Origin of the sequence: Stenotrophomonas sp. PA-6-5C, from assembly GCF_021605635.1 — a bacterium.
Taxonomy (GTDB): Bacteria; Pseudomonadota; Gammaproteobacteria; order Xanthomonadales; family Xanthomonadaceae; genus Stenotrophomonas; species Stenotrophomonas lactitubi.
Genome location: NZ_WKEE01000011.1, coordinates 99,285 through 116,661 on the forward strand (window position 1 = coordinate 99,285; position 17,377 = coordinate 116,661).

Below are 17,377 nucleotides of genomic sequence, written 5' to 3' on the forward strand. Positions count from 1 at the left end.
ATTTGAGAATTGCTATCAACTTTCGGCGGCGTACCCTGCGACCTCAACCAAGGCTGAGGTCAAGCAACGCCTGCGGTGTCGCGCCACAGCGGCGGTATTTCCAGGTGCAGCAGGCCGCGCGGCAGTTCGGCATCACTGCTGTCGCAACGGACGATCGCGCGGTTGTCGCGGCAACCGTCGAGCAGGGACACCACGCGGCGACCGACAAGCAGCGAACTGGGCCATTCGATGCAGGCGTTGGCGGCGTTGGCCGGGGTGCATACCGGGCTGCACACTTCCAGCATCTGCGCGCGAACGCCCACGGCCTGCGCTTCCTGGTGCACCACCTGCGCGTACATGCGCAGCGCGGCCGTGGTGATCGATGTCTCGCCATAACCGGCCCAGGGCTTGAGCCCGGCCGGGCTGCCGATCATCACGTAGCGACGGGCGTGCACGTTGTCCTGCAGCAGCGGCAACAGATGACGCACCGCGTGCACATGCGGCATCAGGTCAGCCTGCAATGCCGCCGCCAGTGCGTCACCGCCGCGCTCGACCACACGACCGCGGTTGTACGGACCACCCATTGCCGCGATCACTGCCGCAAGCGGACGCGGACGCTGCGCCACGCGTTCGGCCAACGTACGCGCCGAGCTGTCGTCACTCAGCGAGCCCAGCATCGTCTGCAGGCCCGGCTCATCGGCAAACTGCTCATGCAATGCCGCCAGGCGGCGCGGATCGCGGCCGACCACCAGCACGGGGCTGCCGGCCTCCAGCAATGCGCCGACTACACCCTGGCCGACGGCACCGGTGCCGCCGAGAACCAGGACTTCGGGGGTCAGAATCCCATTCACGGGACATTTCCTCCCAAATCCGGGATAGTCCCGATTCGACGCAGTCGGTCACCCTTGTGCGAGGCAAGGCGCAAGGCACCGCCACGCTGCTGACGCATGGGTGCGGTAAACTCACGAAAGTCCTTGTGTACCAAGGAACTAGGACGGGATTCGACGGTCATCGCCAGGTCCAGGGCGTTCTGGCCGGCGATCCGGAAGCGGGCAAGAATGTTGCGCAGGCTCATGGCGGACGGGCTCCAATTAGCGAATGGCGCCACGATAGACCTCAAACCCCTACTTGATTAGTCCTGATTAAGGGGAATAATCATCCCGTCCCCGGTCCAATCGTTCTGTCACGATTGCCCCATCCCCGACGTCCAGGATTCCTGACCATGTCCCACGATCTCAACGAGACGCTGATCTTCGTCAAAGTGGTCGAGCAAGGCAGCTTCATCGCGGCTGCCAAATCGCTCGGCCTGCCCAAGACCACGGTCAGCCGCAAGGTGCAGGAACTGGAAACGCGCTTGGGTGCGCGCCTGCTGCACCGGACCACGCGCCGCCTCGGCCTCACCGAGGCCGGCTCGATCTATCACGAGCATTGCCAGCGCATCGCGCGCGAGCTTGAAGAAGCCGAAAGCGCGGTCAGCCAGCTGCAGTCGGGCCCACGCGGCTGGCTGCGCTTCACCGTGCCCTATTCGATCGGCATCACCTGGATCGCACCGCTGCTGGGCCAGTTCCATGCGCAGTACCCGGAGATCCGTCTGGACATGCACATGGGCAACGAGAAGCTGGACCTGATCGCCGGCGAGGCCGATCTCGCCCTGCGCGTGGGTGCCCTGCCCGATTCCAACCTGGTGGCGCGCAAGCTTGGCAGCCTGCGCACGCAGGTGTTCGCCAGCCCCGCCTACATCGAGCGCTACGGCGAGCCGCTGCATCCGGAAGAACTGCAGTTCCACCGCATCCTGGCCATGCGCAAGCCGTACCACACCGGCAATTCGCCACGCTTTACCTGGCAACTGGGCGAGAACGGTGGCGAACTGCGCGACTTCCCGGTGACACCGCTGATGACGGCCAACGACATGTCGGCGCTGAATGGCGCGCTGGTGTGCGGCGAAGGCCTGCTGCTGACCGGCGACGTGATGGCCAAGCCGTTCGTCGAGTCGGGCATGGTGCGCCGCGTGCTGGCCGGCTGGACCGGGCCGGAAGTGGATTTCAATGCGGTGTTCGCCGGCGGCCGCCTGGTCTCGCCGAAGGTGCGCGCGTTCGTCGATTTCCTGGTCGAGAAGCTCAACTTCGACGCCAACTACATGCTGGCGCAGTGCCCCGGTGCGAAGCTGGCGCGGCAGCAGCAGGAACAGGAAGAGGCGGCGCTGGCGAGCAGCGGCAAGCGGATCCTGGAGAAGGTGGCTGCGTCGGCGGCGTAATCCACAACAATACCCGCGCCCATCCTGGTAGATGCCGACCTTGGTCGGCACGGCTCTCCACATGCGCTATCGGCGTGCCGGGCAAGCCCGGCACCCACAAAAATGCCGCCTGCAAGGGCGGCATTTTCGTTCCGGCTGCGCCGGAACAGCAATAACGCTGCGCGTTATTGCTTCAGAGGAATCACACGGATCTCGACGCGGCGGTTCTTGGCACGGCCGGCATCGGTGCTGTTGTCGGCAATCGGATAGGACTTGCCAGCGCCCAGGGTCTCGATGCGCACGCTCTGCACGCCCTGGCCGATCAGGTACTGCGCCACCGAATCAGCGCGCTCCTTGGAGAGGCGGTTGTTGACCGCGTCGCTGCCGATGCTGTCGGTGTGGCCGACCACTTCGATCATGGTCTGGTTGTAGTCGCGCAGGGTGCCGGCAACGCCATTGAGCGAGCCGTAGAACTGCGGCTTCAGTGCCGACTTGCCGAAGTCGAAGGTGATGCCGTCCGGCAGGTTCAGCGTGATGTTGTCGCCCTGACGCTGCACATCGATGCCGGTGTTGGCGGTGCGCTCGCGCAGCGCGCGCTCCTGGCGATCCTGGTACTGACCCACGGCGGCGCCGCTGAGTGCACCGATACCCGCGCCGATCAGCGCGTGCTGGCGACGCTCGGTGGCGCTGTCGCCGGTCAGCAGGCCCGCGGCCACACCAATGGCGGTACCGATCAGGGCGTTGCGGCCGGTGCGGTTCTGCTGCTCGGTCGGGTTGCCGTACGGATCACTCTGCACATAGGAGCCGCCGGTGGCGCAGGCCGACAGGACGGCCGCACTCATCAGGGCCAGTGCGACGTTGCGGGTGGTATTGCGGATCATGGTGTTCTCCTTGGTTTCCGGTCGGGCCGGCGGCTTGCGGGCGGCAACGAGGATAAACAGCCGGACGCGATGTCGGCATGATGATCGCAGCGGTCGACAGGGACGTGTTCAGCTAGCTGTCTGGACCGCTCAGCCAGCGCTTTACCCCGCCGCCGACTGACGGTAGGCGGCCAGTGCCGCATCCCGGCCTGCCGCCAGGTCCACCAGCGGCGTGCGCGGATACCCGGGCGCACGTTCGGCCAACAGCTGCGGATGCTGCCAGGGAGCGAACCGCGCCTTCACCGGCAGCGCCGCCAGCTCCGGCACCCAACGACTGATGTAACTCGCTTGTGGATCGAACTTCTCGGCCTGGGTAACGGGATTGAATACCCGGAAATAGGGAGCCGCATCGGCGCCAGTGCCGGCCACCCACTGCCACCCCATCGTGTTGTTGGCCAGGTCCGCATCCACCAGCGTGTCCCAGAACCAGTGCGCGCCGTGCAGCCAATGCGCACGCAGGTGCTTGCACAGGTAGCTGGCGACGATCATCCGCACCCGGTTGTGCATGTAGCCGGTATGCCAGAGCTCGCGCAGGCCAGCATCGACGATGGGCACACCGGTGTTGCCGCGCTGCCAGTCCTGCAGCTGGGCGGCACTGGGGTTGGCCCACGGAAAGCGATCGAAGCGTGGATTGAGGTTGTCCGTGGGCGTTTTCGGGAAATGGTGCAGCAGGTGGTAGGCGAAATCACGCCAGCCCAGCTGACGCAGGTAGCCGTCGATGTCGGCATCGGTGCCAGCGCTACGCAGGCCCTCCAGCGCGTGTGCGATGCGCCACGGGGCGATTTCGCCGAAATGCAGGTGCGGCGACAGTCGCGAAGTACCTACCCGGTCCGGCAGATCGCGCTGCTCGCGATAGCCGCGCAGCGCACCATCTTCGAATACGGACAGCGCCTCAAGCGCGCCGGCCTCGCCCGGCTGCCAGTGCTCCCAGAAGCCGGAATCCCACTGCAATGACGGCGCCAGCTGCAACGCGTCCAGGGCCAGGCCTTCAACCGTGTGTGCGGTAAACAAGCGCGGTGCTTCCAGCAGGGCAGGCAATCGCCAATGACTGAGCACGTTGCGCCAGTACGGAGTGAATACCTTGTAGGGCTGCCCTTGCTGGGTAGCGATTTCCCAGGGCTCGAACAGCAGGCTGCCGTTGCAGCTCTGCGCGTCGATGCCCTGCTCGCGCAGCGTGCGTTTGACGGCGGCATCGCGCGGTTGCGTCGCCGGTTCGTACTTGCGGTTCCAGTACACCGCCTCGGCGCCGGTCTGATCAATCAGCGCCTGCAGGGTCGGCAGGCTGTCGCCGGCACGCAGCACCAGCGAGGAGCCGCGTGCACGCAGGTCGGCATCCAGCGCCGCCAGCGAGCGGTTGCGCCACGCGTTCGACGCGGCGCCCGGCGCCCAGTCGCCCTCTTCGTGCGGGGCGTGGATGTAGACCGGCACCACATCGTGGCCCGCGTCCAGCGCTGCCTGCAGCGCCGGATTGTCCTGCAACCGCAGGTCCCGACGGAACCATACCAACGCTACCGACACGTGCACTGCCTCTCTGTTGCTGGGCAGCCATGATAGCCAGTGACGGTGAAGGCGATGCGTGCGACCGGCTCTGCTAGGCTGCGTGCTCTTCCGCCTCCGCCCTGCCCTCGTCATGGATGATCTTCGCGCCACGTTTGCCCGCTTCGGCACCCTGCAAGCGCAATCCGCCGACGCGTGGCAGGGGCCGTTCCCGCTGCCCAGCGCTCTGGCAGCGTTCTATGCACGCGTCGGCCCGTTCGGTGAGGTGTTCAATCCTGCCAAAGGCCCCAGCGGCATCACCGTTCCGGGGCTGGAGGTGTGGCTGCCGCCGCTGCATCGCCTGTGGGCCTATCAGGCCGGCTACCGCTGGAACGGCATCGATGGCGAACCGATCGGCGGCTGGCCGGCGCACTGGCTGGTGATCGCCGACCGCGGCGCCGATCCCCTCATCCTCGACATCAACGATGGCCGCGTGTTGTTCGCCCGTCATGGCGCGGGCCACTGGGACACCGACGAGTTCGTCGCCGACGTACCGACCTTGATGGCCGCACTGGCGGCGGCCGGCAGCGTTTACCTCGAGGCCGATGAGGATCTGTACAGCGATGACGATGATGGCGGCATCCGTCCCGAACATCGCGAAGCGGCGCTGCGCGCTGTCGCTGCGGTGCTGGGCGGCACGGACGAAGCGGAACGGTTCCTGGACGCGATGCAGTAGATCCACGCCATGCGTGGATGGTGTACGGGAAGGTTCAATCCACGCATGGTGTGGATCTACTTCATGCCTTCCCTGATTACCCGCCCGTCTTTCTTTCCAGCGGCGCCTGCTTCAGCAGTGCGGTCAGGAACGGGTGCAGGACCGAATCCGCAGCAGCCACCGCGCTGCCCATCAGCAACAGGGCAACGGCAATGGCGGCTATCGGAACGATGCGCGAGCGCGTGCTCATCGGTCTGTCCTCACTCCCAGCAGCGGTCGGTGCGGCCCTTGGCGGTCTGCGCACGTGCGCAGTCACGCGGGGCAATCCGCCCTTCCTGCAATTCCACCCGTTGCTTGCTGCCACTGCCATCTCGCTTCAGCTCGAAGGCGTCGTACAGGCGTCCGGTGACCGTGCGCGCCTCGTAACGCAGCTGCTGCGGATCGACACGCAACACCTGGAACAGCTGGGTGTCTTCGCCCACAGGTTCCATCGTCCTTCGTGCTTCGTCCGACAGCCGGTACTGCTTCGGCCCTGCCACGGTCACCACGTACTGCGGCGTTGCCGCCTGCCCTTCACCGCGACGGCCGTAAGTGTGGTCATGCCCCTGCAGCACCAGATCTACCTTGTGGCGTCGCACCACCGGCAGCAGCACCTTGCGCAGGGCTGCATTTTCGCGGCCTTCGCGCGGTGAATAGAACGGCTGGTGCAGCAGCACGATGGTCCATGGCTGCCGGTTGCCGGCCAGCACCTTGTCCAGCCACTGCGCCTGCGCCTTGGCGGTTCCCAGATCCAGCGCTGATGTGCCGTCGACCACGGCCACGCGCACACCCTGCGCATCGAACCAGTAGCTGGTACCGGCCGCCGCATTGGCACCGTTGCCCGGCAGGGCGAAGGTCACCGGCCAATGACGGCCCAGTACGCGGCGCTCCTGCGGGGTGTCCTCGAATTCCTCGAAATACTCGTGGTTGCCGATCGCCGGCGCCACCAGCGTCTCCTGCGCCAGCCAGCTGGTGGCGGCGAACCATTCGCCCCATTCGCTGTCGTCCATGTTGTCGCCACCACTGACCAGATCACCGGCGAACAGGCTGATCCGCGCATCCGGTGCGGCCTTCTGTGCGGCCCGCACCACGCGGCTGACGTGGCTGACGTTCTTGTTCTGCGTATCACCGAAGTACAGCAGGGTCAGCGGCTGGTCGGCAGCGGCCAGGGTGCGCAGCTGGTTCCACGCGCTCCAGCTGCCATTGCCCTGTACGCGGTAGACATACAGGGTGTCCGGCTGCAGGCCATCGATATCGGCGCGATGATGATGCGACAGGCCGTTCTCGGTCTGCAGCACCTGGGTCTTCGCGCGCACCTGACGGATGCCCTCGATGGCCGGCGAATCGTCGGCCAGTGCGATTTCCAGCAGCGGCGACTGCACGCTGCCATCGGTGCGCCAGGCCACCGCGAAACCGTGGCTGGGGTCGACCGACGGAGAGGCGACGATGCGGTCCGGCACCGATGCGGCTGCGTAGTAACGGCTGCCCGACGGCACCTGGGTGTTGGGCTCGGCCGCCGCCATCGCCAGCGATGGCAATGCCAACAACAAGCCGATCGCAAGCAAGCGCATCGAACGCGCGCTCACGAACCACACTCCAGCGGCAGGGCCAACTGCTTGGCAATGCTCTCCCAGTCGAAGGCCACCACGCCCTGGTCATCGTGCACCGCATACAACGCACCGTGCGGGAACCGCGGCGTCGGCTGCTGCATCATCCAGATGCCATCGGTGTTGGCCACGGTATTGCCCTGGAACGCGCCCACCGGCTTCAGCGTATGGCGGTCGAACAGATGGAACACGCTGCGCTGCTTGCCCTGCTCGGTAGTGATCCACCAGCCGTCCTTGCCGCAGGTGCGCAGCATCACGCCTTCGGCCTGCGCCTTGAACACGTCGCGGCCGAAGGTAGTGCCGGTGAAGCGCCCGGCCAGGGTGTAGACCTTGAATTCGCTGGCGTAGCTTTCGTCCTCTTCGGCGATCAGCAGGCGATCATTGGCAGGATCACCCCAGATCGATTCGACCACGCGCAGCGCGCCGGCTTCGCTGGTATCTCCGATGCTGGCGGTGAGCGTTGCATTGATCTTCGAGCCTTCGCGGGTCACGTGGTACTGGCGCACGCGCTTGTCCAGCTCCGCCAGCGGCGGCAGGATGTCCTTGCCCTGTGCGTCCTCGCCGTTGTCCCAGGAGTCGGTGACGTAGACGCTGTAGCCGTCGGTTCGGCGGTCGACCCACAGGCCGTAGGGCTTGCGCAGGTCGTCGGCACCGAAGGTAGCCAACGGAGCGAAGTCCGGCAGTGAAAGCACCTGCACACGGTGGTTGTCGCGCTCGACGATCCACAGCAGGTCATCGGTCACTGCGATGCCATTGGGACGATCGAACTGGCCCAGACCGGTGCCGGTGCTGCCGACGTCACGCAGATGCTGGCCATTGCTGCCGTCGTAGACCACCAGCTTGTCGGTGGCCTTGGCCGTGGCGATCAGCCAGGTCTTGCCATCCGTTGCCTGCCAGGAGGCCGGCGAATCGATGTTGTCGGCCGGGGTCATCGGAGTCAGGAACGCCTCGGCGATGGTCGCCACCTTGCGCTCGACGGGTGCCACGGCGCCCGTCGCTGCAGCCGCTGCCGGCGCCTTGTCCGCTGCCGGCGTGCAGCCGGCGGCAAGAACGGCTGCCAGCGAGGCGGCCACCAGGGTCATGCCGCGCACCATCACAGTGCCACCTTCAGGCCAACGGCGTAGGTGCGGCCGTACTCTTCCAGCTGCAGGGTGCGCGAGCGCGTGCCCTGGTACAGCTCCAACGGCTTGTCCAGCAGGTTCTGCGCTTCGAAGTACAGGCTCACGTTCGCGTTGAACTTGTAGTCCAGCGAGAAGTCGAGCTGGGTGTTGGGTGCCACGTAGATATCGAACGCACGGCCCTTGCCGATGGTGTCCAGGTACTCGCTGCGGTACACCGCCGCCAGACGCGTGCTGAGCCCGTACTTTTCATAGCCGATGTGTGCGCTGTACACGTGCTTGGAGGCGCGCGGCAAGGTGAAGTCCTCACCGACGCGATCCTCGATGCCCGCATCGAATTCGGTGTCCAGCCAGGTACCGCTGGCGCCCACCAGCAGGCCGTCCAGGCCGGCGGGCAGGAAGGCCAGCTGCTGCTGCCAGTTCAGCTCCGCACCACGCACCGTGGCCTTGCGGCCGTTGATCGGCTGGCTCACGTCGAAACCGCCGTACGCCGGATCGTTGGTGCGTACCGTCTCGACGATGTAACCGTCGATGGACTTGTGGAACAGACCGAGCGAGACGATGCCAGTGCTGCCGAGGTACTTCTCCACCGACAGATCGATGTTCTTCGACTCGTACGGATCCAGCTCCGGGTTGCCCAGGCGCACTTCCTCGTCGCCACGGCTGTAGCCGACGCGCGGCGAGATATCGCCGAAGGACGGGCGCGAAACCGTCTTGTTGGCCGAGGCACGCAGCACCCAGTCATCGGCCGCGTCGTAGCGCAGGTGCAGGCCCGGCAGCACGTTGGTGTAGCTGCTGTTGGCCACGCGCGGGGTCACGGTGTAGCTGCGCCCGTTGGCAGCCACATCGACCTGGTTACCCTCGGCCTTGAAGCGGGTGTTTTCCACGCGCACGCCGCCGATGATGCGCAGCGCACCGACATCCCAGGTGCCCATGGCGTAGCTGGCGAAGATGTCTTCGCTGGCGGTGTAGTCCTCTTCCAGCGAGGTCATCGCATTGGCGCCGACGTCCTGCGGACGGGCGCTGAACTGGCCGCCGTTGGCCGCCCAGTACGCGCGCATGGCATCCGAATCCATGCCGTCACCCAGGGTGCCGTGGCGGTGATCGGGCGAGCCGGTGGTCCAGCTGGACAGGGCAATCTTCGGGCCGACGCGCAGTTCGCTTTCGTCGACGTTGACGTCGCGGTCGCGCCAGCGCCCCAGCAGGCCGAACTTGATGCTGCTGTTGTCGCCGTCGAAGCGCACGTTCACCTGCGCGCTGTGTTCCTTGTCGTTCACCTGCTTGGGCGAGAGCACGATGCGATCGAACGCGTAGTTCGCATTGTCCAGCCACTGCGCATTGTCGAAGCTGTAACTCGGCAGGCGGCTGCTCTGGTCCAGCGTGCCGTTGAATGCCTTGCCGTTGAGCTTGAAGCGCGCCTCCATTTCATCGTTCACCCGCTCTTCGGTACGGGTGAAGCCGAGCTTGTAATCTACCACCGCGTTGGTCAGCTTGTTCTCGCCACCCAGGCTGGCCGCGAAGGTGTTCTCTTCCTTGGTGCGGTAGCGCATGCGCTTGTCGATGGAATCCTTCGGCATGCCATCCAGGCGATACTGGTCGGTAGCGGTCTTGACCATTTTCGCGTCGTCAAAATTGAAGATCACACGCTGGCGGGTTTCGGCATCATCGAACTGGCTGTACAGCGCACGCAGGTAGTACTTGCTGTCATCGTTCGGGTGCCAGTCCAGGTTGAGGTTGGCGCCGATGCGCTTGCGCTCGATCTCATACTTGCGGTGCTGCAGGTTGATCGCGGTGACATCGCCCGGCGCGGCATCGTCTTCGCCGTCGTACTCCACTTCGGTGTTGTCCGATTCGAACTTGCGCTTCTGGTAGTTCACGCCCAGCGCCACGCCGAAGGTGTCGTTGAACACTTCGCTGTAGTTGAAAGCGGCCTTCGGGCTGGTTTCGCCGGACAGCTGCTGGTGGCTGGCTTCGATCTTGCCGCGCAGGCTGCGGCCGTCACGATCGAAGGCCGAGGCCGATTCAACCAGGATCGCGCCGCCGATGGCGTCGCCCGGCATGTCCGGGGTCGGCGACTTGACCACGCGCAAGCGCTCGGTCGAATCGGACGGAATCACATCCAGCGGCGCCGCACGGCTGGAATCTTCCGGGGTGCCGATGGCGATGCCGTCGACGCTGACGCTGTTGAGGTTGGCGTCCAGGCCACGCACCACCACGAAACGGCCTTCGCCCTGGTCGCGGGTCACGCTGATGCCCGGCAGGCGCTGCAGCGACTCGGCCACGTTCTTGTCCGGGTATTGGCCCAGCGCGTCGGAAGACACGGCGTCTTCAATGGCATCACTGCTGCGCTTGAGGTCAACCGCGCGTACCTGCGATTCCAGCTGCGCACGTACTTCGATGCGGTCCAGATCGGTCGCCGCAGCGCCGCTGCCGGCCGCTGCAGCGGTTTCGGCTGCCAGCACCGACGGGCTGGCCGTCACCAGCAGCGAGAGGCTGATTGCCAGGCCCAACGTGTTCTTCTTCTGCACAGCTATCCCCAACGGTGTAAAGATTGGGTCAGCACGGTATGTCCGCGAGGTTGCATGGGCATGACACCGGTGGAGCCTGGCCTGCCGGACCCGGCTCGGCACCACCGCGCATTCCGCTTAAAATGGGGCTCTCCCCTTCTGCCAGACCCTCCCATGAAGATCGTCGAAGTGCGCCACCCGCTGGTGCAGCACAAGATCGGCCTGATGCGCAACGCCGCGCTCAGCACCAAGGATTTCCGCGAACTGGCCAACGAACTTGGCACGCTGCTGGCCTACGAGGCCACCGCCGACCTGGAAACCGAGCCGCACACCCTGCCGGGCTGGTCCGGCCCGGTCACCGTGCAGCGCATCGCCGGCGCCAAGATCACCGTGGTACCGATCCTGCGCGCCGGCCTGGGCATGCTCAGCGGCGTGCTGTCGCTGATCCCGGCCGCCCGCGTCAGCGTGGTCGGCCTGCAGCGCGATGAAGAAACCCTGCAGCCGGTGCCTTACTTCGAGCGCCTGACCGGCCGCCTGGAAGAGCGCGATGCGCTGATCCTCGACCCGATGCTGGCCACCGGCGGCACCCTGATCGCCACCATCGACATGCTCAAGCGCGCCGGTGCCCGCCGGATCAAGGGCATCTTCCTGGTTGCCGCACCGGAGGGCATCGAAGCGGTGAAGGCCGTCCACCCGGACGTGGAGATCTACACCGCCGCGATCGACGCGCAGCTCAACGACAAGGGCTACATCCTGCCGGGCCTGGGTGATGCCGGCGACCGCATCTTCGGCACCCGCGTGGGCTGAGATCGACCGGGGTCGGAGCGCTTCCGAAAGGAAGTGCTCCACCTGCTCCAGGCACCTTCACGCCGGCTTTGCGGCGACGGGCGAATGCTCCGCGCACCCGCCCTGCCCTGGAGCCACCGTGAAAGCATCATTCCTGCTCGCCGCCGCCCTGCTGCTCAGCCTCCCGCTTGCCGCCAACGCAGCCACCCCGCAACAGCAGCGCATGGCCGACTGTTCGGCCAAGAACAAAGGGCTGAAAGGCGACGCCTACAAGTCCGCGCAGAGCACGTGCCTGAGCGCGCACGCAGCCGCTCCGGCAGCCCCCACCACGCCGCAGGAACGCATGAAGAAGTGCAACGCCGACGCCGCCACCAGGAAGCTCGCCGGCGACGCCCGCAAGACTTTCATGAGCAGCTGCCTGAGAGCATCGTAAGCACGGCGAAAAAGTCCATCCACGCATGGCGTGGATCTACTGGCCACCGGAAAACTGTCGAAGGCGGGGCGGTGTCGGATTGCGGGGCATCCGCGCCATGGATGGCGCGGCTGAGCCTACAAGGACGTACTTGCGGCGTCCCCGCCATCCGACACCGCCCCGCCACCCCACGGATAGCCCGCTGTTGCTGTTGCTGTTGCTGTTGCTGTTGCCGTTGATTCGGCAGGTGCAGGGCGCAGCCCTGCCGGCAAACCTCACCCCAACGCCCGCGCCTTCAGCTCGCCCTGCTCATGCAGCGTAACGAACCGCCCCTTCTCATCCCGCCCGACCTGCGCCAGCGCAACCTGCGGATCATGGGTGAAGAACAGATGCACGTTGCGCGCCAGCTTGTCTTCCAGGAACTGCCGCTTCTCGTCGATCAGCAGCTCGGCATTGCGGTCGTAGCCCATCGTGATCGGCACGTGCACCCAGGAACGACCGGGAATCAGATCGGCGCAGAACACCACGCCGCCGTGCGCCCCTGCGCCTGCGCGTCCCTGCCCCACGATCTCGGCCAGCATCAGCCCCGGCGTGTGGCCGTCGCTGTAGCTGAAACGCACGCTGTGGCCGAGCACCTTCGAATACTCACCCTCCACCACTTCCAGGCGCCCACTGGCCTGCAGCAGGCCCGGCAGTTCCGGAATGAAGCTGGCACGGTCGCGCGGGTGCGGCTGCAACGCGCGCTGCCAATGCTGCGCACCGACCACGTACGTCGCATTGGGGAACAGCAGTTCCGGTTCACGGCCTTCGCGCCACGCCGCCAGCAGGCCACCGGCATGGTCGAAATGCAGATGGCTGAGCACCACCACATCGATGTCTTCGTGCTCGAAGCCGGCTTCGCGCAGTGAATCGATCAGCACATGCTGGCTTTCCTGCACGCCATAGCGCTCGCGCATGCGCGGATCGAAAAACGCACCGATGCCGGTTTCGAACAGCACCGTTTTGCCTTCCAGCGGGCTCGCCAACAACGCGCGGCAAGCCAGCTCGATGCGATTGAGCTCGTCTGGCGCTGCCCATTTCTCCCACAACGCACGCGGCGCATTGCCGAACATCGCACCGCCGTCCAGGCGCTGGGTATTACCGCGGATCGACCATAGTTTCATGGCGCAATTATCGGTCGCCGCTCGTTAAATAATCGCTAGCGGAAAAATGAAAAACCCCGCCGTTGCGGGCGGGGTTCTCAGGTCTGCGTCCGCCGGGCATGGCCCGGCGCTATCGCCGGATCAGGGAGCCGGCACGACCTGGGCGCTGCCGACCGGGTTGCGCGGATCGCTGCCGCCAAACAGCTTGTTGGCCTTGCGGTCCCACTCCACCGTCTGCAGGTTGCCCCACACATGGCTGGAACCACGGCCACCGGCGGCGACCTCGCCCGGCAGATCGATCTTGTGGCCCATCGCCTGCAGCTGCTTGATGGTCGCAGCGTCGAAAGCGTTGCTCTCGGCTTCGATCAGGTCCGGCAGCCACTGGTGGTGGTAGCGCGGCAGCGCGGCGACCTGCTGCGCATCCAGGCCAGCGTCGTAGCCGAGGATGCCCAGCAGCACCATGGTGATGATGCGGCTGCCGCCCGGCGTGCCCAGCACGATCACCTTGTCGTCGTTCTCCATGAACGTCGGCGTCATCGAGCTGAGCATGCGCTTGCCCGCTTTCGGTGCATTGGCGGCGTAGCCCATCACGCCAAAGGCGTTGGGCGTGCCCGGCTTCAGCGCGAAGTCGTCCATCTCGTTGTTCAGCAGCACACCCGTTCCCTTCGGAATCAGGCCCGAGCCGTACAGCAGGTTGACGGTCTGGGTGGCGCCGACACGGTTGCCGTCACGGTCGATAATCGAGAAATGGGTGGTCTCGTCATCTTCCAGCGGCGTCGGGTTGCCCGACAGCAGGTCGCTGGGGGTGGCCTTCTCCGGGTGGATGGTGGCACGCAGGCCCTGCGCGTAATCCTTGCTGGCCAGCACCTTCTGCGGGATCTGCACGAAATCCGGATCGCCGAGGAAGAAGGTGCGGTCCCGGTAGGCACGGCGCATCGACTCGACCACCAGATGGGTGCGGTGCGCCGCATCCATCTGCTTGATGTCCCAGCCTTCCAGGATCTGCAGCATGCTGGCCAGAGCGATGCCACCGGAGGACGGCGGCGGCGCGGTGGTGATCTTCCAGCCGTTGTAGTTGAAGACGATCGGCGCACGCTGCTTGACGCGGTAGCCGGCCAGTTCCTCGGCGGTCCACTTGCCACCGGCCTGCTTCACGCCGGCCAGCAGCAGCTTGCCGGTCTGGCCCTTGTAGAAGCCATCGAAGCCGCCGGCTGCCAGGCGTTCCAGGGTCTGCGCCAGTTCCGGCTGCTTGAACAGGTCACCGGTGGCGATCGGCTTGCCATTGCGCAGGTAGACCTCGCGCGTACCGGGATAACGCTCCATCACTTCACGGCGCGAGGCATAGCCTTTGGCCATGCGCTCATACACCGGGAAGCCATCGCGGGCGATACGGATCGCCGGCTGCAGCGAGGCCGCCAGCGGCAGCTTGCCGTGCTTGGCCGACAGTTCGACCAGCGCCGCCGGCAGGCCGGGAATGCCGGCCGACCACGGGCCGTTGACCGAGCGGTCGCGGTCCAGGTCGCCCTTCTTGTCGAGGAAGGCCTGCGGCGTGGCGGCGGCCGGCGCTGTCTCGCGCGCGTCCAGCATCACGTCCTTGCCGGTCGCCGCATCGTGCAGCAGGAAGAAGCCGCCGCCGCCCAGTCCGGAGCTGATCGGCTCGACCACGGCCAGGGTCGAGGACACCGCCACCGCCGCGTCGAAGGCGTTGCCGCCCTGGGCCAGGATGTCGACACCGGCCTGGGTGGCCAAAGCGTGGCCGCTGGCGATGGCCGCGCCATCAGGGCGCTCGGCACGGACCGGGGCATCAGCCCAGGCGACGGAACTCAGCAGCAGGCCGAGCAACAACAAGGGGCGGGCGAACGGCTTCATTCGGATGGGGGCTCCGCATAGAGTTCGGGATGATCGTGCTGCAGTTGGCGCAGCTTGGCCAGCAGCTCGATTTCGGTTTCGACGATGTCCGGATCGGGGTCGATGCATTCGACCGGGCAGACGACCACGCACTGCGGTTCGTCGAAATGGCCCACGCACTCGGTACAGCGGGCGGGGTCGATCACGTAGATGGTTTCACCCATCGTGATGGCCTGGTTCGGGCAGGCCGGCTCGCATACGTCACAGTTGACGCAGAGCTCATTGATTTTCAGCGACATGGCGATACTCCACGCCCGCGCCTTGGGACAAGGACCGGCCTGCGCGGGCGCGCGGGCCGGTCAGGTCATCAGCGGCGCCCATCACAGGGCGCCGCCCGGGTCGTGCCGCAGCACGACCGCCTCGGCTCGGTCTTACTTGGCTTCGACGAAAATGTACTCGGCACCGGTCGGCTGGACCACGGCCTGCACGCGGGCGTTGTCGGCGGACTGGCCGATGAAGACGACGCGCACGCCCTTCATCGAATCCGGCGAGACGTCCTTGAACACGACCTGGATCATGTCAGCCATCTTGCCCGAGGCCGACGAACCGAAGGCCAGCATGTTGCCCGGCTGCACGCCACGGGCCACGGCCTGGGTCGCGCTTTCGGTCTGGCGCTCGTACTTGGCCTGGAAGTCCGGGTCGGTTTCCGGCGAGAGGTAGTACAGGAACGGGCTGTTGGTGATGTTGCCCATGTTCTGGATGGCCACTTCCTGCAGGTACTTCTTCCAGCCTGCGTCGTCTTCCTTGGCCGGGGCGACCAGCGCCTGCTTGGCTTCGTCGACCGGAGCGGCTTCTTCCTTCTTGCAGGCGGTGAAAGCCAGGGCAAACGAGGCGATCAGCATCGCGCGCATGGTGTTGTTCATGGGTTTCCTCCCGGAATGTTGCGTGTTGGTGTGCGTAATGGGGTGCGTGGTACTACAGGATCTACTGCTGGGCAGGGCTTACGACTGCGCCGACTTCGCTTCGCGGACCTTGCGCAGCGCCTCGAGCACGGCGGCCGGCACGAAGCCGGACACATCGCCACCCAGGCGTGCGATCTCGCGGACCAGCGAGGACGAGATGAAGCTGTGCTGCTCGGCCGGGGTCAGGAACAGGGTCTCGACCTCCGGGATCAGGTGGCGGTTCATGCTCGCCATCTGGAATTCGTACTCGAAGTCGGACACCGCGCGCAGACCGCGCAGCAGCACCCCGCCCTGCACCGAACGTACAAAATGGGCCAACAGCGTATCGAAGCCGATGACCTCGACGTTGCTGTGGTGGCCCAGGGCGCCACGCGCCAGCTGCACGCGCTGTTCCAGCGGCAGTGCCGGTCCCTTCGAGGGGCTCTGTGCCACGCCCACCACGACCTTTTCAAACAGCGGCGCGGCCCGGCTCACCAGGTCGATGTGACCGTTGGTGATGGGGTCGAACGTGCCGGGATAGACGGCGATGCGGCGGTTGGCCACGGTCATGGGCGGTTGCAGATGTTCAGATGAGGTCAAAGTGTAGCAGTGGCGCGGCGGTACAGGGCAAAGCGCACCTCGCGGGTGCTGCCATCGCGGTGCAGCAGCCACTCCGGGGGCAGCACCGGCACGTGGCTGGCCGGCGACTCCAAGTACAGCCAGGCATCGGCGGCCAGGTGCCGCGGCAGCTGGGCCAGCACGTCCTGCCACAGGCCATCGGCGAACGGCGGGTCGATGAACACCAGATCGGCCTGCTGCGCCGGCGCAGCCTGCAGCCAGCGCAGCGCGTCGGCCTGGGCGACCGTGACGCTGTCGCCCGCCTGCAGCTTGGCTACGGCAGCGGACAGATTGCGCGCCAGTTGCGCATCGCGCTCGACCAGGGTGGCATGCGCGGCACCGCGCGAGACAGCTTCCAGGCCCAGCGCGCCGCTGCCGGCGAACAGGTCCAGTACGCGTGCCCCGCCCAGCTTGGGCATCAGCCAGTTGAACAGGGTTTCGCGTACGCGGTCGCTGCTGGGCCGCAGGCCCGGCAGGGTCGGCACCGGCAGCCGGGTATTGCGCCAGCGCCCGCCGATGATGCGGACCTGGCCGTCATTGCCACCACGGCCGCTCATCGGCGCCCCTGGCGGGAGGTATTCGAGAATTTCAGCATGAGCGGGATTGTAGTCGTCCGGGCGGCGCCCGGAACCCGCAGAGGCCGAAGCAACGTCAAAAGCTGGTTTCCTGTGGGTTGGCGGGGTGGGTCCGGTTGAGGGGGCCGCTGCAAGTACGTCCATGTAAGCTCGGTCGCCGCATCCATGCGGCTCACGCCCCCTCAACCGGACCCACCCCGCCTTCGACAGTTTCCTGCGATCTGTCGAACGGCTCTTCGGGTCCCAGATTTATTTCGATATCTGACAGATGTGTCGACCAAGGTCGACACCTACCAACAGCCGAGTGAACCTGTCAGAGGCGGGGCGGTGTCGGAGTGCGGGGACGCCTTGGGCCTTCATTGGGCCCCCCCACCCCCCCCGCAGGGGCGATGGTGCGTGCCCCCCCCCCCCCCCCCCCCCCCCCCCCCCCCGACTCCCCCCCTTCCTCTTTTCCTCTCCCC

General features: G+C 66.1%; 18 protein-coding genes. 4 read left to right on the forward strand and 14 right to left on the reverse strand.

The genetic code is table 11. The features are described 5' to 3' along the window. Window positions 1-59: 59 nt before the first annotated feature. Together GIW57_RS07120 and GIW57_RS07125 are read right to left on the reverse strand one after the other, a co-directional pair. Window positions 60-830, reverse strand: a complete 771-nt coding sequence (locus GIW57_RS07120; protein ID WP_191078093.1) for an SDR family NAD(P)-dependent oxidoreductase — start codon at window positions 828-830, stop codon at window positions 60-62. Next, entirely contained in the window at window positions 827-1,054 is a 228-nt protein-coding gene (locus GIW57_RS07125) for a hypothetical protein (protein WP_089240403.1), read from the reverse strand. Before GIW57_RS07125 ends, GIW57_RS07120 begins: the two co-directional genes overlap by 4 nt. Before the next feature lie 147 nt (window positions 1,055-1,201). On the opposite strand from GIW57_RS07125, the gene GIW57_RS07130 reads away from it, so the two are divergent. Continuing rightward, window positions 1,202-2,233, forward strand: a complete 1,032-nt coding sequence (locus tag GIW57_RS07130) for a LysR family transcriptional regulator (RefSeq protein ID WP_025878839.1) — start codon at window positions 1,202-1,204, stop codon at window positions 2,231-2,233. A 164-nt stretch (window positions 2,234-2,397) separates the two neighbouring features. Here GIW57_RS07130 and GIW57_RS07135 read toward each other — a convergent pair whose 3' ends face one another. Together GIW57_RS07135 and GIW57_RS07140 are read right to left on the reverse strand one after the other, a co-directional pair. Beyond that, window positions 2,398-3,093, reverse strand: coding sequence for an OmpA family protein (locus GIW57_RS07135; protein WP_100464910.1), 696 nt, complete (start codon window positions 3,091-3,093; stop codon window positions 2,398-2,400). Window positions 3,094-3,234: 141 nt separating this feature from the next. Continuing rightward, window positions 3,235-4,650: a deoxyribodipyrimidine photo-lyase gene (locus GIW57_RS07140; RefSeq protein ID WP_236509694.1), complete on the reverse strand. Its 1,416-nt coding sequence runs from the start codon at window positions 4,648-4,650 to the stop codon at window positions 3,235-3,237. Window positions 4,651-4,762: 112 nt separating this feature from the next. Between GIW57_RS07140 and GIW57_RS07145 the strand changes: the two genes are divergently transcribed. Continuing rightward, window positions 4,763-5,344 carry a hypothetical protein gene (locus GIW57_RS07145; RefSeq protein ID WP_236509696.1) on the forward strand — a complete coding sequence of 194 codons (582 nt, stop codon included), beginning with the start codon at window positions 4,763-4,765 and terminating at the stop codon, window positions 5,342-5,344. A 76-nt stretch (window positions 5,345-5,420) separates the two neighbouring features. Here GIW57_RS07145 and GIW57_RS07150 read toward each other — a convergent pair whose 3' ends face one another. The 4 genes from GIW57_RS07150 to GIW57_RS07165 are packed head-to-tail and all read right to left on the reverse strand — an operon-like array spanning window position 5,421 to window position 10,615. After that, window positions 5,421-5,573, reverse strand: a complete 153-nt coding sequence (locus GIW57_RS07150; protein WP_236509698.1) for a hypothetical protein — start codon at window positions 5,571-5,573, stop codon at window positions 5,421-5,423. A 10-nt stretch (window positions 5,574-5,583) separates the two neighbouring features. Continuing rightward, on the reverse strand, window positions 5,584-6,933 hold the full coding sequence (locus tag GIW57_RS07155; RefSeq protein ID WP_236509715.1) for a metallophosphoesterase family protein: 1,350 nt from the start codon (window positions 6,931-6,933) through the stop codon (window positions 5,584-5,586). Between the two features lie 11 nt (window positions 6,934-6,944). Continuing rightward, entirely contained in the window at window positions 6,945-8,063 is a 1,119-nt protein-coding gene (locus GIW57_RS07160; protein ID WP_236509699.1) for a phytase, read from the reverse strand. Further along, a complete protein-coding gene (locus GIW57_RS07165) occupies window positions 8,063-10,615 on the reverse strand; it encodes a TonB-dependent receptor (protein ID WP_236509701.1) in 2,553 nt (850 codons plus the stop codon). The genes GIW57_RS07160 and GIW57_RS07165 overlap by 1 nt, the downstream gene beginning before the upstream one ends. Window positions 10,616-10,768: 153 nt before the next feature. Between GIW57_RS07165 and upp the strand changes: the two genes are divergently transcribed. After that, window positions 10,769-11,401, forward strand: coding sequence for a uracil phosphoribosyltransferase (gene upp / locus GIW57_RS07170; protein ID WP_025878832.1), 633 nt, complete (start codon window positions 10,769-10,771; stop codon window positions 11,399-11,401). A 118-nt stretch (window positions 11,402-11,519) separates the two neighbouring features. Beyond that, a complete protein-coding gene (locus GIW57_RS07175; RefSeq protein WP_236509703.1) occupies window positions 11,520-11,813 on the forward strand; it encodes a PsiF family protein in 294 nt (97 codons plus the stop codon). A gap of 254 nt (window positions 11,814-12,067) precedes the next feature. On the opposite strand, the gene GIW57_RS07180 is transcribed toward GIW57_RS07175, so the two are convergent. The 6 genes from GIW57_RS07180 to rsmD form a co-directional block, all read right to left on the reverse strand. Then, on the reverse strand, window positions 12,068-12,955 hold the full coding sequence (locus tag GIW57_RS07180; protein WP_236509705.1) for an MBL fold metallo-hydrolase: 888 nt from the start codon (window positions 12,953-12,955) through the stop codon (window positions 12,068-12,070). Between the two features lie 120 nt (window positions 12,956-13,075). Then, the gene (gene ggt / locus GIW57_RS07185) at window positions 13,076-14,803 is read right to left on the reverse strand and encodes a gamma-glutamyltransferase (RefSeq protein WP_100464893.1); all 1,728 of its coding nucleotides are present in this window, start codon (window positions 14,801-14,803) and stop codon (window positions 13,076-13,078) included. Further along, window positions 14,800-15,081, reverse strand: a complete 282-nt coding sequence (locus GIW57_RS07190) for a YfhL family 4Fe-4S dicluster ferredoxin (RefSeq protein WP_025878828.1) — start codon at window positions 15,079-15,081, stop codon at window positions 14,800-14,802. The genes ggt and GIW57_RS07190 overlap by 4 nt, the downstream gene beginning before the upstream one ends. Window positions 15,082-15,213: 132 nt before the next feature. Beyond that, entirely contained in the window at window positions 15,214-15,705 is a 492-nt protein-coding gene (locus GIW57_RS07195) for a hypothetical protein (RefSeq protein WP_089240385.1), read from the reverse strand. 78 nt (window positions 15,706-15,783) lie between these two features. After that, window positions 15,784-16,293 carry a pantetheine-phosphate adenylyltransferase gene (gene coaD, locus GIW57_RS07200; RefSeq protein ID WP_008267036.1) on the reverse strand — a complete coding sequence of 170 codons (510 nt, stop codon included), beginning with the start codon at window positions 16,291-16,293 and terminating at the stop codon, window positions 15,784-15,786. A gap of 26 nt (window positions 16,294-16,319) precedes the next feature. Then, the gene (gene rsmD, locus GIW57_RS07205) at window positions 16,320-16,898 is read right to left on the reverse strand and encodes a 16S rRNA (guanine(966)-N(2))-methyltransferase RsmD (protein WP_236509712.1); all 579 of its coding nucleotides are present in this window, start codon (window positions 16,896-16,898) and stop codon (window positions 16,320-16,322) included. Window positions 16,899-17,377 lie beyond the last annotated feature (479 nt).